Source organism: Paraclostridium benzoelyticum, assembly GCF_001006285.1.
In the GTDB taxonomy this organism is placed as follows: domain Bacteria; phylum Bacillota; class Clostridia; order Peptostreptococcales; family Peptostreptococcaceae; genus Paraclostridium; species Paraclostridium benzoelyticum.
This window is the reverse complement of sequence record NZ_LBBT01000336.1, coordinates 1-14,270: the sequence shown is the minus strand read 5'-3', so window position 1 is coordinate 14,270 and position 14,270 is coordinate 1. Positions and strand designations below refer to the sequence as shown.

The 14,270-nt window shown below is 28.1% G+C and carries 14 protein-coding genes; 13 read left to right on the top strand and 1 reads right to left on the bottom strand.

Annotated features, from left to right (window positions below; all coding sequences use genetic code 11):
* The first annotated feature begins 347 nt into the window (after positions 1 to 347).
* The 7 genes from yjeM (at position 348) to hpf (ending at position 8,450) form a co-directional block, all read left to right on the top strand.
* Complete coding sequence (yjeM, locus tag VN21_RS16080; RefSeq protein WP_046824154.1) at positions 348 to 1,892, top strand: glutamate/gamma-aminobutyrate family transporter YjeM; 1,545 nt, start codon at positions 348 to 350, stop codon at positions 1,890 to 1,892.
* Between the two features lie 224 nt (positions 1,893 to 2,116).
* Positions 2,117 to 2,938, top strand: coding sequence for a hypothetical protein (locus VN21_RS16075; protein WP_046824153.1), 822 nt, complete (start codon positions 2,117 to 2,119; stop codon positions 2,936 to 2,938).
* A 118-nt stretch (positions 2,939 to 3,056) separates the two neighbouring features.
* Positions 3,057 to 4,244, top strand: coding sequence for a trans-sulfuration enzyme family protein (locus VN21_RS16070; RefSeq protein ID WP_046824152.1), 1,188 nt, complete (start codon positions 3,057 to 3,059; stop codon positions 4,242 to 4,244).
* 259 nt (positions 4,245 to 4,503) lie between these two features.
* Positions 4,504 to 5,010, top strand: a complete 507-nt coding sequence (locus tag VN21_RS16065; protein ID WP_046824151.1) for an RNA polymerase sigma factor — start codon at positions 4,504 to 4,506, stop codon at positions 5,008 to 5,010.
* A 12-nt stretch (positions 5,011 to 5,022) separates the two neighbouring features.
* Positions 5,023 to 5,883, top strand: a complete 861-nt coding sequence (locus VN21_RS16060) for an anti-sigma-V factor rsiV (RefSeq protein ID WP_046824150.1) — start codon at positions 5,023 to 5,025, stop codon at positions 5,881 to 5,883.
* A gap of 290 nt (positions 5,884 to 6,173) precedes the next feature.
* The gene (locus tag VN21_RS16055) at positions 6,174 to 7,712 is read left to right on the top strand and encodes a phosphoenolpyruvate carboxykinase (ATP) (RefSeq protein WP_052952123.1); all 1,539 of its coding nucleotides are present in this window, start codon (positions 6,174 to 6,176) and stop codon (positions 7,710 to 7,712) included.
* Between the two features lie 198 nt (positions 7,713 to 7,910).
* The gene (gene hpf, locus VN21_RS16050) at positions 7,911 to 8,450 is read left to right on the top strand and encodes a ribosome hibernation-promoting factor, HPF/YfiA family (protein ID WP_046824149.1); all 540 of its coding nucleotides are present in this window, start codon (positions 7,911 to 7,913) and stop codon (positions 8,448 to 8,450) included.
* 406 nt (positions 8,451 to 8,856) lie between these two features.
* Here the strand turns inward: hpf and VN21_RS18025 are convergent, their stop codons facing one another.
* Complete coding sequence (locus tag VN21_RS18025; protein ID WP_052952122.1) at positions 8,857 to 9,681, bottom strand: DUF308 domain-containing protein; 825 nt, start codon at positions 9,679 to 9,681, stop codon at positions 8,857 to 8,859.
* A 206-nt stretch (positions 9,682 to 9,887) separates the two neighbouring features.
* Here VN21_RS18025 and VN21_RS16040 point away from each other — a divergent pair, with 206 nt between their 5' ends.
* The 6 genes from VN21_RS16040 to VN21_RS16015 all read left to right on the top strand — a co-directional run bounded on the left by VN21_RS16040 (position 9,888) and on the right by VN21_RS16015 (position 14,166).
* Positions 9,888 to 10,190 (top strand): YjgN family protein, encoded by a 303-nt coding sequence (locus VN21_RS16040; RefSeq protein ID WP_046824148.1) that lies wholly within the window; start codon positions 9,888 to 9,890, stop codon positions 10,188 to 10,190.
* A 138-nt stretch (positions 10,191 to 10,328) separates the two neighbouring features.
* Entirely contained in the window at positions 10,329 to 11,399 is a 1,071-nt protein-coding gene (locus VN21_RS16035; RefSeq protein WP_046824147.1) for an efflux RND transporter periplasmic adaptor subunit, read from the top strand.
* A 130-nt stretch (positions 11,400 to 11,529) separates the two neighbouring features.
* Positions 11,530 to 12,003, top strand: coding sequence for a hypothetical protein (locus VN21_RS16030; RefSeq protein ID WP_046824146.1), 474 nt, complete (start codon positions 11,530 to 11,532; stop codon positions 12,001 to 12,003).
* 228 nt (positions 12,004 to 12,231) lie between these two features.
* The gene (locus VN21_RS16025) at positions 12,232 to 12,417 is read left to right on the top strand and encodes a hypothetical protein (RefSeq protein ID WP_046824145.1); all 186 of its coding nucleotides are present in this window, start codon (positions 12,232 to 12,234) and stop codon (positions 12,415 to 12,417) included.
* A 35-nt stretch (positions 12,418 to 12,452) separates the two neighbouring features.
* Positions 12,453 to 13,145: an iron-sulfur cluster assembly scaffold protein gene (locus tag VN21_RS16020; protein ID WP_046824144.1), complete on the top strand. Its 693-nt coding sequence runs from the start codon at positions 12,453 to 12,455 to the stop codon at positions 13,143 to 13,145.
* 22 nt (positions 13,146 to 13,167) lie between these two features.
* The gene (locus tag VN21_RS16015; RefSeq protein ID WP_046824143.1) at positions 13,168 to 14,166 is read left to right on the top strand and encodes a GGGtGRT protein; all 999 of its coding nucleotides are present in this window, start codon (positions 13,168 to 13,170) and stop codon (positions 14,164 to 14,166) included.
* Positions 14,167 to 14,270: the final 104 nt, after the last annotated feature.

Genomic DNA, 14,270 nt, shown 5'->3' with positions numbered 1-14,270 from the left:
AATTTGAACATGATAAATTTAAATAAAAAATATAATTTTATGAAAAGTATAATAGAAATATGTAGAAAAATGAAAAAAACACTAGTTTTTTATTAAAATCACTCAATATATAGTCGAAAACAATAAAAAATAACGAAATTTGGGATATAAATGTTTTAAAGAAACATTTTCAAATGTCGTATTTTTTAGAATAGTAGAAAAAATTACAATATTTAAACAAAACTAAAATCTATTGAAAAGCAAAAATAATGATGATAATCTAACAATAAATAAGGGGCTGATAAACTAATGACATAAGTGTTATTAATTTGTCAAAAATAAAGAAAACATATTTAAGGGGGATTTACATGTCACAACCAAGCAATAATAATGTTAAAAAGCTTACGCTAGTACCATTAATACTTATGATATTTACATCAGTATTTGGATTTAGTAATATGCCAAGAGCATTTTACCTAATGGGCTACGCAGCTATACCATGGTACGTATTAAGTGCTGTACTATTTTTTATTCCATATGCATTTATGATGGCGGAATATGGGTCTGCATTTAAAAAAGAAAGTGGAGGTATGTATTCATGGATGGAAAAATCTGTAGGAGCTAAGTATGCTTTTATAGGTACATTTATGTGGTATGCTTCTTATGTAATTTGGATGGTGAGTGTTTCTTCAAGTTTATGGATACCATTGTCAAATGCTATATTTGGAACAGATGTTACAGGAAGTTGGAGTTTATTTGGATTAACATCAGTTCAAACTTTAGGGATATTAGGGGTAATATGGATAGCCGTTGTTACATTTATAGGGGCTAAAGGTGTTGATAAAATAAGTAAAATAACTTCTATAGGTGGAACAGCTGTTGCATTACTTAATATAGTATTACTTGTTGGAGGAGTTTTAGTAGTTGTTTTAACAGGAGAATTAGCACAACCGATAAGTAATGTAGCTCAATCCTTTACTGTATCACCAAGTCCTGATTACCAAGGATTTATACCTGTTTTATCATTCTTAACATTTGCAGTATTTGCATTTGGAGGGCTAGAAGTTTTAGGAGGACTTGTTGATCAAACTGAAAATGCTGAAAAAACTTTCCCTAAAGGCCTTGCAATATCTGCAGTAGTTATTTCTGTAGGATATGCAATAGGTATATTTGCATGTGGTATGTTTACGAACTGGAGTGAAGTATTATCTGGAGAAAATGTAAATATGGCAAACGCTACATATGTATTAATGGCAAACTTAGGATATAAAATGGGTATAGGGTTTGGATTATCTGAAAGTATATCTTTAACAATGGGAGCTTGGATTGCTAGATTTGTTGGACTTTCAATGTTCTTAGCATTAACAGGAGCATTCTTTACATTAACTTATTCTCCGCTTAAAACTTTAATACAAGGAGCACCAAAAGAGTTATGGCCTGGTAAATTAGGAGAATTGAAAAATGGTATGCCTGTAAATGCTATGAAAGTTCAAGCTATTATAGTAATATGTATTATTTTATTAGTATCTTTTGGCGGAAGTAATGCAAAACAATTCTTTACAATATTAACTTTAATGACAAATGTTGCAATGACCATAACATATATGTTCTTATCAGCAGCATTCCCAGCATTTAAGAAAAAGCAATTAAAGGGAGAAATACCAAAGGAATATGTTGTGTTTAAAACTCAAGCTAGTGCTACTATATCAGCTATAATAGTAACTGGAATAGTAGGATTTGCTAATGTATTTACTATAATAGAACCTTTAATGGATTCTCCTGCAAGAGTAAGTGATACATTAACTATGGTAGGTGGACCATTAGTATTTGCATTGATAGGATTTGTATTGTTTACAGTGTATGAGAGAAAACATAGTTTAAAAGAAAGTAAAAACGAAAAAGTTGTAGGATAGATAAAAAAGGAGAGGTGATTACTCTCCTTTTTCTACGCTTAATAAAATTACACACACTAAGGAATTGTTGATAATTTATTAAACCTAGTTAGAACAATAGATTGTACTTTAGCAACGGTTGAAGTATCTCAAGCAAAGCAAATTTTTTGTAAATAGTTTTAGAAAATTTAAAATTATTGTATAATAAATTGAAACTATAATTTAGTATTTAAGGATGTGTGTAAATGAGTGTAAAAATATATGATAAGGATAACCCGAGTTTAGTGAACTCTATGGTATGTGCAATAGACATACTTGGATTTTCTCAAATGATAGTAGATTCTTGTGAAGAAGGATATGGAGATAAACTACTTAAAGAAATCAATTATCTTATAAATAAAAATAAACAATGCATAATCCCTAATAAATATAGTAAAGGAAAGATTAAAATATTTACTGATAATATGGTTGTTGCATATCCTATAAATGGAGATGGAGAAGAAGAATTAGATGAGATATTAGAAAATGTATCAGAGTATCAGTTTAACTTATCTTTAGAAGGTTTATTTGTAAGAGGCGGAGTTAGCGTTGGAGATTTTTATATAAATGATGATATAGTATTTGGCCCAGCTCTTCTTGATGCACATAATACAGAAAGTAAGGTATCTTGTTATCCAAGGATAGTATTAGATGATAAGACTGTAAAAAGGCTACAAAAATATATAAACTATTATGATGTAGCTCCACAAAAAAATAAGATACTTATAGATAGTGATGGGCAGTGGTTTTTAAATTACTTAAATACTATATTTAAATATTACACAGAGTGTAGTAATGAATATGAATTTGAGAGAGTTCAACAAGAGCTATTGTTTAGACATAAAAAGAAGCTTGAAGAACTATTAAACAAGCATAAAACAAATATAGTAGTTTGGGATAAGTATGTTTGGACAGCTAATTATCATAATTACTTCTGTGATTTACATTTCCCAGAGGAAAAATGGCTTAAAATAGCTAAAAAAGATTTATTATCATGGCCAAGACAAATTTTAAATAGCGATATATAATATAAAAATAGCTGTATTTAGTATAAAATGGACTAAATACAGCTATTTTTAATTTTTTAAAAGGATATGCACATAAATGCATCAAACTTTATAAATAAGTTTGTTTAGGAGGGGTTTTATGAGAGAAAGTAATTACTATGAAACTATGCTTTTGCACTATGGTGAGGATAAAAAAGATTATGAAGGAGCAGTAGTACCACCTATCTATCAAAATAGTTTATTTACTTTTGAGGACTGGGATTCTATAGATAAAGCTTTCGATGATCCTGTAAATAATTGCATATATACAAGAGGAAAAAATCCTACTGTATCAATTGTTGAAGAAAAGCTATCTAAATTGGCAGGTGGAGAAAAAGCAAAGCTATTTACATCAGGAATGGCGGCCATATCTTCTGCCATTATGCACTTTGTAAAACCAAATGGACATATAATTACATTAAAAAATATATATGGACCTGCGAATAACTTCATGGGGAGTTATTTAAAAGAAAAAATGAATATAGAAATTACATACATATCAGGAAAAGACATAAATGAGTTTAGGGAAAATATAAAAGAAAATACTTGTTTAATATACCTAGAAAGCCCTTCAAGTGTAGTCTTTAGTTTACAAGATATAAATGAAATTTCAAAACTTGCAAAAGAACATAATATAAAAACTATTATAGATAACACTTGGGCCACACCTATATATCAAAAACCTTTAAAAATGGGAATAGATTTAGAGGTTCATTCTTGTTCTAAATATATAGGAGGACACAGTGATATAGTAGCAGGAGTTGTAATAGGGAGTAAAAAAGATATAAAAGATATATTTGAAAAGGAACATGCTTTGTATGGTGGGAAAATAGCTCCATTCGAAGCATGGTTAATAATGAGAAGTTTAAGGACATTGCCTATAAGATTAGCTAAACATCAAGAAAATGCACTACAAGTTGCAAAATTTTTAGAAAGTCATCCAAAAGTAAAAAAAGTATATTATCCAGGAATTAAAAGTTTTGAGCAATATGAATTAGGAAAAAAACAAATGGATGGATATACAGGACTAATGGCTATAGATTTAGATTGTAAAGACCTTGATAAGATAAAAGGATTTGTAAATAGATTAGAGTATTTTTACATAGGCGTAAGTTGGGGAGGATTTGAAAGCTTAGTTTATGCTCCGGCTATAAGTTATTTAAAAGAGATGACTCCGGACAAGTTTGATGCTATGGGAATTAGTTTAGGAAGCATAAGACTTTCTATAGGATTAGAAAATTATAATGACTTAATATGTGATTTAGAAAAAGCGCTTAGCATATTATAAATTAAAATTAGAAAAACTATTAAAAATGAAAGTGAAGTTTTTAGAGTATCATTACATAATGATACTTTTTTTACGCAACGGACGGAGTCGTTGGCGACATAAAGTGGTTCCCAGACGTAGTCGCTCAAGGAAGCAAATTTTTTATTGATGAAAACTAAGCTAAATAACAAATTATATATTAAATTAAAAAAATTAAAACTTTTTAGTATGTATAAAGCGTCTATATATATGTAAGGTGAAAGGAGGTCTATAGATTTAGATGAAATTATTGAGCTCAAATAAAAAAATTAAAGAAAAGAAAGTTAAAGACTATATAGTAAACAATCAAGAAGGTTTTTACAAGATAGCATATAGTTATGTAAAAAATCAAGATGATGCATTAGATATAGTACATGATTCTATATGCAAAGCACTTTCAAAATTAGATTCTCTTAAAGATGAAGAAGCTATTAAACCATGGTTTTATAAAATTTTAATAAATAGTTCTATAGACTACATAAGAAAAAATAGTAAGTATGTAACTTTAGAAGAAGAGTTGTTATTTGATGAACGCAATTCAAATGACACATATACGGATATAGATCTTCAAAGAGCATTAGAAAAACTGCCAGAAGAATATAGAGTTATTATAGTTTTAAGATACTTTGAAGATATGAAAATAGATGAGATAGCAAATGTACTATCACAAAATACAAATACAATAAAAACTAAACTTTATACTGGACTTAGAAGACTTAAGATGAAAATAAAAACAGAAGATTATTAAGGAGTGAAGTTTATGAAGGATATAGATAAAATAAAAAAATTAAAACAAAATTATAATGATATAAAAATACCTGAAAATTTAAATGAAGTTGTAAATGATGCTATAAATTCAAAACACATAAATAAGAGGTTTAATAAAAAATGGATAGTAGCTGTAGCATCTGTATGTGTTGTTATAGGAGCAGTTAATATAAATAAATCATTTGCACAAAGCTTAGAAGAAATACCTGTAATAGGCAGTGTAATAAAGATAATAAACTTTTCTAATTATCAAATAAAAGAAGATGGATACGAGGCATCTATAAAAGTACCAAAAATTGAAGGTTTAGATAATAAAGATTTAGAGTATAAATTAAATAAAGAATTTGAATCGGAAGGTAAAAAATTATACGATCAATATCTACAAGAGGTTAAATCTTTAAAAGATTCTAACTCAGCAGGTCATAAAGCAGCAGAATCATGGTATGAAGTTAAAACGGATAATGATAAAATACTATCTTTAGTAATATACAATTATGAAGCACAAGGTTCTTCTAACACTACAAGAAAATTCTATAATATAGACAAGAAAAATCAGGTTATATTAACACTAGAAGGTATGTTTAAAAATGACAAATATATAGATGCTATAAGCGATAATATAAAAGAGCAAATGAAAAATCAAATGAAGCAAGATGAAAATAAAATATATTGGTTAGATGATAAAGAAATGGGAGATGAAAATTTTAAATCTATAAATAAGAATCAAGATTTTTATATAAACAAAGATGGAGAGCTTGTTATTTGCTTTGATAAATACGAAGTAGCACCAGGGTACATGGGATTAGTTGAATTTACAATTCCAAATGATATTGTACAGCCACTGATGAATTAGGGAGGATAATAATGGAAACGAGAGCTTATATTAGGGTTTTGTTTATTATAGGGTGTATAGGACTATTTTTAACCATATTTATGATGGTTCCTAGTTTAACTATTTAAAATTAAGGTATTAATATGTAAAGGGTCTATTAAGGAATGGGCTCTTTTTTTATGTAAAATAATAGTTAGAAAATAAATTGTATGAAAGAATATAAAAAATACGTAAAATTAGTAGACATTTTTGGAAAAAATGATATACTAATAATGTAAAAAAGATACACTAATTAAAGGTGGAGGGGACGTATGTTTAGTATAAATAATATAAATGATGGGTTATTTGGAAAGGTTATAGTAAATCCAACTAGAAAAGAATTAAGAGATTTAGCAAAAGATATGGAAAAAACAACAGAGTTTAAAAGTGCTAGTTATATAAGTGAAGTTAGAAGTAGAAGTGCTAAAAATACTTATATAGTGGATGAAATAAAAACTGGCGTAGATCAACAAGAAATAAGTAAAGCTAAAGCTGATGAAATTGCAGCTAAAGTATTTGAATATATAAAAGATAAAGAAATGATAAGAGTAGATAGAAAAATGGGTATGAGCGATAAATTTTCATATAACTGTAGATTATATATATCTAAAAAATATGCAAGAATAGCTCACATGTGGAACAATACATTATTTAATCCAACTGATAGTGAAAATCCAGATTTAGTAAGTATATATGTTCCAGAATGGCCAGAAAGAATAATGTTTGCATACCCAGAAAGTGGAGTTACGTTTATACTAGGAAGTGACTACTTTGGAGAATCTAAAAAATCTTTCTTAAGAATGGCTATGTATAAGGTAAAACAAGCTGGAGGATTAGGATTCCATGCAGGTAGTAAAGTCCTTAGAGTATATGATAAAAACAAAAAATTAAAAGATGTTGGTTTCATAATGTTTGGACTAAGTGGAACAGGAAAAACAACATTAACTATACATGATCATGAATTAACTGGAGAAGAAAAAGCTATAGTAAGACAAGATGACGTTGTATTCATGGATGAAAAAGGATATTGCGTAGGAACTGAAAATGGATTTTATATAAAAACTGAAGGATTAAATCCAGAACAACAAAGTGTTTTATACAAAGCCGCTACTAGTGAAAATGCAGCATTGGAGAATATTAAAGTTTATGAAGATGGAAAAGTAGATTTTTATGATACAAGTTTAACTTCAAATGGTAGAGGCGTTATATTAAGAGAAGAAATAGATACAACAGATGACACTGTTAATTTAGAAAAGGCAAATAAGATAATATTTATAACTAGAAGAAAAGATGTAGTACCGCCTGTAGTTAAGTTAGATCCAAAACAAGCTTTAGATACATTTATGTTAGGAGAGTCTATAGAAACTTCAGCAGGGGACCCAACAAAAGCAGGTCAATCAAAAAGATGTGTTGGAACAAATCCATTTATAATGGGACCTGAAATAGAAGAAGGTATAAAACTTAGAGAAATATTACAAAACAACCCTGATATGGAATGTTTCATACTAAATACAGGAAGTGTAGGAGCTAAAGGTGATTTTGATGGTGAAAAATTAACTATCAAAGTATCTACTACTATAATGAAAGAAATAGCAAGAGATAACATAGATTGGGTAGAAGATGAAGAATGGGGTTATATGGTTCCTTCAAAAGTAGATGGAATAGATATAAATAAATATAATCCAAGAAATTATTACACTAAAGAAGAATATGATAAAATTGCAAATAAATTAAAATTAGAAAGAAAAGTGTGGTTAGCTAAATACGAAGGGTCTCCAGAAGAAAAAATAGCTGCTACTGTTTCAATATAATAAAGAAAGAGCTGTCTTTTTAAGATAGCTCTTTTTGCATTTGGTAAAATACCCCACAATTAATATTATACCACGAAAAAAATATAAAATATAGAATGGAAATCTGGAAGAAGTTGCTATAGAATTAAGGTAAGTTAAATATAAAACCTTACAAAAGATTAAGTATTTAACAATTGTTTATACAAGGAGGTACTACTTATGAATATAAGAGTAATCGGTAAAAATATAAATCCAACAGAAAGCATCAACGCTAAGATTGAGAGTGAGATGGAGAAATTACAACAGTACCTAAACGTAGATACAGATGTAAAAGTTACTATAAGCACTGAAAAAGAAAAACAAACAGTTGAAGTAACTGTATTACCAATAAAAGGACCTATAATAAGAGCAGAAGAAGGTCAAAAAGATTTATACTCAGCTATAGATGGAGTTTATGATAAGTTATATAAACAACTTAGAAAGTATAAAACTAGATCAAAAAATAGAAAAAATAGTCATCAAAGTATAAGATTTGAAAACATAGAAGATTATAATTTTGAAAGTAATATAGATGAAAAAGATATTCACATAGAAAGAGTTAAAAAGTTTTCAATAAAACCTATGAGTAGTGAAGAAGCAATACTTCAAATGGAATTGCTAGGACATGATTTCTATATGTTTAGAAATTCAGAAACTGATAAAATAAACACTGTATATAAAAGACATGGATTAGGGTATGGAATAATTGAGGAACAATAAAATAAAAATCGATTGCTTTATTGCAATCGATTTTTTTATGCTTAAGAAAATTATACTTAATTAATTTTTATGGATAACTTATATAACATAGTGATATAAATATTTGACATTAAAGTAAAAGTAAGTAATATTAATAACATAAAAATTTAAAAGTAGATTTTATATTAAGTTATTTTCTTATAAGCAGTTATTTAACTGTAGTTTTAATTTTCCCAAAAGAGTTTACTCATCATATATATGTAGGATTAATTGGTATGTTGGTTTGCTGCTATTTAAATATAAAAACATTAAAAACATTAATAGCAAATCCTGCTAATATTAAATCTATAAAAAAGAAGATAATGGATACTCTAGAATTATTATTGCATCTATACTTCTACTGATAATGTTAATTATAAATTTATATTTAATTATTTGTATATTTTTTATAAATTTTCTTTTCTATTACAATAGTGTTTTTTCTTCTAAATAAATTTTCTAAGTAATTATAATATGTTCCAGGAGTTATGATTCCATTAACTGCTATTAAATCCAGGCCAGCTGAACCTACAATTGTATCAGCTAATCTAACACAATTTGCAGTTAAAGTAAAATAAGTTTTAAAATATCCAGATTTAAATTTATAGTACTTACAATTTGCCTCAAGATACATTATATTTGTCTCATCTGGATAATATTCATTTGGACTGAGTTGAGCTGGACATTTCCACAAATAACAATTAGATTTAATTTTATTTATTCTATTTTTTATTAACTCATGTTGAGCTTTAGTTAAAGCTAATGTAAAACCAATTAATGATCTATTAAATTGCGCATTCAAAATTTCGATATATTTATCAGTTTCAACTTCAATTAAAACACCATCACTTACAAGTGTAAATAACTTATTAGAGCTACTGTCATAAGTTCCATATGAGTATGTAGTGTTTAAAAATGCATAGATACCTATTATTCTAATTGCTGAAATCCTAAAAAATTCAGGATAAAACTTTATAGATAGTGAAAGTATTATATACAATATACCTAAACTAAGCTTGCCTAACATCGTATTTTTTCTATTAAATATATAAGATAGTATATGTAAAACTCCTATAATTAAAAGATATATTGATATCATATTTAAAGTTAAATTACTTATAAATCTTATATTAAAAAGAGCTACTATTCCAAATATAAATACAGATATAGAAGATAATAATATCGTAAATGGCGAAATAGTTTTTACTTTCATGAAAACCTCCTAAATTAAATTATGTAAATTTGTATAAAAGAATTATACCATTAAATATAGACAAGTAAAAAATAGAGTTAATTTAGATAATTCATAAAAAAATTTAAATTTAAGATTTAATTAAGATTAATTTAAAGTTTAGTTTATAGACTATAATTTCACATAAGTATATAATATAGACATAGACAACGAAGGAGGAAAATTAGATGAAATCAAGATTTGAAGGTAATATTTTAGGTTTTATAGGAGTTAATATTTTAGCAGCAATTATAATTTTTTTTACAATAGGAATAGCAACTCCATGGGCAATGTGCATTAAGTATAGATGGGAAATAGATAACACTACAATAGATGGGAAAAGATTACAGTTTGTAGGAAGTGGAACTGATTTATTTGTACATTATATAAAGTGGTGGATACTTACTATAATAACTTTTGGGATATATGGATTTTGGCTATATATAAACTTAATCAAATGGAGAGTTGAAAATACAGAGCTTATAAATTAATGAGGATTTTATCCTCATTTTTTGTGTTTAAAGTTAAAAACTTGTAACCTAATTTAGAGCACAATTTGAATGACAAATTATACCAAACTACTATATAATAAACATATAAAAGACAAAATATACTTTGGGGGGATTTCTTTGAAAAAAAGCATAAATCTAAATAAAAAGAAAGCTATTATAGGTGGAGTGGTATTAATAGCTGTTTTTATGGTGGTTTTTTTAGGAATTAAAATAAAAAATAATATGAGTAATGTAAATGAAACAGCTCAAATTCCTGAAATATACACTGTTCCGGAAAAAGAAAAGATTATTATAGATGGAAAGGTTATGCCAGGAAAGTCAAAAGATTTTTTTGCTGAACCTAGTAAAGGAGACATAGAAAATATAGCAGTAGAAGATGGGCAAAAGGTTGATCAAGGGCAGGTATTATTTACTTATAAAAATGAAAATATTTCTCCAGAAATTGATAATTTAAAAGAACAAGTAACAATGAAAGAAGATCAACTAAAAGTTATTCAAGATGAAATTTTAAAAAAAAGCATTGAGGAAGAAATAACTAAATTAAATGATAAGATAAAAACAATTGAAGATAAAGCTAGTTACTCAGTAGAAGCTCCTTTTGCAGGTAAGGTATATTTAACTCATCAAAATAGCAGTGAAAATGAACCTGCTCCAATTATGACGTTAGACTCTGAAGATCTTTATGTAAAAGGACAAGCCAGTGAACAAGATTTATCAAAGATAAATTTAAACCAAGAAGTACAAGTAATGGTAAACTCCACTAAAGAAAAGGTAAAAGGAAAAGTTACTTTTATAGGAGAGAGACCATCAGTTGATAAAATTGCATCTAAGAAGGATTCAAAACAAAGTCTATCTTACTATGATATAAAGGTTAATTTTTTAGAAAATCAAGATTTAAAAAATATCAAAAATGGATTTCATGTTCAAACTACTATAGAAGTGCTTAATAATCCTATAAAAGTTCCATATACTTCATTGTTACAACAGGATGAAAAGAGATTTGTATATAAGGTTATAGATGGAATTGTATATAAACAAGAAGTTAAAACAGGTGAGACGAATAATGAATTTGCGGTAATAACTGAAGGTGTGGGAGAAAAAGATAAAATAATCAAATCTTCAAATAATAAAAACATAAAAGAGGGAGAAAATATTTATCCTAGTAAAGAAAATACAATTGAAGATTAGATGATTTTATGAAAATAAATATAAAAAAATGATTATTTGTATAACATTTTGTAGAAAACATGCATATATATTATTAAGATGTTGATATTTATATATCGCATTTAATAACATAAAAAGGGTGAATAATTTTATGACATGTAACTACAAAAATAAGTTTAATAAATGTAATCCAGGTTGTAATGAGGAATGCTTAAATGACTGTAGTGAGTGTAGTAAGTACCAACAATTAGCTCATGAAAAATGTGAACAAGCTAACTGTATGATAAACAAAGCTAGTAAAGTTGCTCAGCAAGCTAAACAAGCAGAACAAAGAGCTGATTGTTTAAAACAACAAGCACTAGAAGAATGTGCAAGAGCAAATTGCTTATGGGAAGAATATAGAAGATTAGCTAAACAAGGTGAATCTTTAATGAATGAAGCTAAAAACTGTATGGAAGCAAGTGTAAAATGCTATAAAGATTGTTACAAAGAAGATTTTGGGTGTAATATGGCGGACTATGGATATAAACCATGTTTAAATGAAAATCATGGATGTAATCATGAGTGCAATCACGATTGTAGTCATGTAAATAAGTGTAGTCACAATGATAATTGCGAATGCTAATAAATAAAATGTATTAATTAAGAGCAACACTATTTAAAATATAGTGTTGCTTTTGATTTGTTACAAAGGTTAAATAAGAAAAGTAAGAAAAATAAGAATATTAGGTATTATATATCTAATATTGATTTAATTTTAACATAGTCATATAATAAATTCATAATAAATTTTCAAAAATTTTACTTTTAATATTTAGTTTGTATGGAAATCCTAAGTATGAGGTGATTTAATATGAAGGAAAATAATATCAAAAAAAATATTAAAAGTAAAAACTTACAAAAAAAAGAGAAAAGAATTAACTCTGTTGTAAACTCTGTATTAAGTGAAAGTACTAGCAAGTCAGACCCAGATGGACACTATACAGGATGTCCTAAAGGAGAAGCGACTAGACCAATACAAGATGTAGATGATTTATAACAAGAGAAAAATTACACCGAGGAAGGAGATTTCTTATGATTTACACAACAGAAATCACAAATATGTGTAAAATAAACAAAGGACCAAACCATGGACCAGCTCCAATACCAGAAGAAGGTAAATGGGTAAAAGCAACTCAAATTACAGATATATCAGGATTAACACATGGGGTAGGATGGTGTGCCCCTCAACAAGGTGCATGTAAACTAACATTAAATGTTAAAGAGGGTATAATTCAAGAAGCCTTAGTTGAAACAATAGGATGTTCAGGTATGACACACTCAGCAGCAATGGCGTCTGAAATTCTTCCAGGAAAAACTATACTAGAAGCATTAAATACAGACTTAGTATGCGATGCTATAAATACTGCTATGAGAGAATTATTTTTACAAATAGTATATGGGAGAAGCCAAACTGCGTTTTCAGAAGGTGGATTGCCTGTAGGAGCTGGACTTGAAGACCTTGGAAAAGGACTTAGAAGTCAAGTTGGAACTATGTATGGAAGTCTTGAAAAAGGACCTAGATATTTAGAGATAGCAGAAGGATATATTACTAAATTAGCATTAGATGAAGATAACGAAATAATAGGATATGAATATGTTCACCTAGGAAAAATGATGGAAATGGTGGCTAAGGGAATTGAAGCAAATGAAGCCCTAGAAAAAGCTAAGTCTAATTATGGTAGATTTGATGAAGGTGCTAAATTTGTTGACCCAAGACATGAATAAATAATAAGGAAGGTGAACTATAATGGCTTTATTTGAAAGTTATGAAAGAAGAATAAATCAAATAACTCCAGTATTAGAAAAATACGGAATTAATTCTATAGAAGAATGTAGAGAACTTTGTAAATCAAAAGGATTTGATCCTTATCAAATAGTTAAAGATACTCAAAACATAGCTTTTGAAAATGCATGCTGGGCATATACGTTAGGGGCAGCTATAGCTATAAAAAAAGAGTGCAAAAAAGCAGCAGAAGCGGCAGAATCAATAGGAGAAGGATTACAAGCGTTTTGTATTCCAGGTTCTGTTGCAGATGATAGAAAAGTTGGTCTAGGACATGGAAACTTAGGTGGAATGCTTTTAAGAGATGAAACTAAATGTTTTGCATTTTTAGCAGGACACGAGTCTTTTGCAGCAGCTGAAGGGGCTATAAAAATAGCTGAAAAAGCTAATAAAGTAAGAAAAGAAGATTTAAGAGTTATATTAAACGGACTTGGAAAAGATGCTGCATATATAATATCAAGAATAAATGGATTTACATATGTACAAACTGAGTTTGATTATTATACAGGTGAATTAAAAGTAGTAAAAGAGAAGGCTTTTTCAAAGGGTGAAAGAAGTAAAGTAAAATGTTATGGATGCGATGATGTTAGAGAAGGAGTTGCAATTATGCACCATGAGGGAGTGGATGTATCTATAACTGGTAACTCAACTAATCCAACAAGATTCCAACATCCAGTAGCAGGAACTTATAAAAAGGAATGCTACCAAGGGGGTAAAAAATATTTTTCAGTAGCTTCAGGAGGAGGAACAGGAAGAACTCTTCATCCTGATAATATGGGTGCTGGACCGGCATCTTATGGTATGACTGATACTATGGGAAGAATGCATTCTGATGCACAGTTTGCTGGATCTTCATCTGTACCAGCTCATGTTGAAATGATGGGACTTATAGGTATGGGAAATAATCCTATGGTTGGAGCTACAGTTGCAATTGCAGTTGCCGTAGAGGAAAGTTTTAAATAAATTTTAGTGGGTGTAAAATAAAAAGGTAGTGATTAAAATTTTTAATCACTACCTTTTTATTTTTAAAATATTACAATTTTCACATTTTATTATAAAAATATATA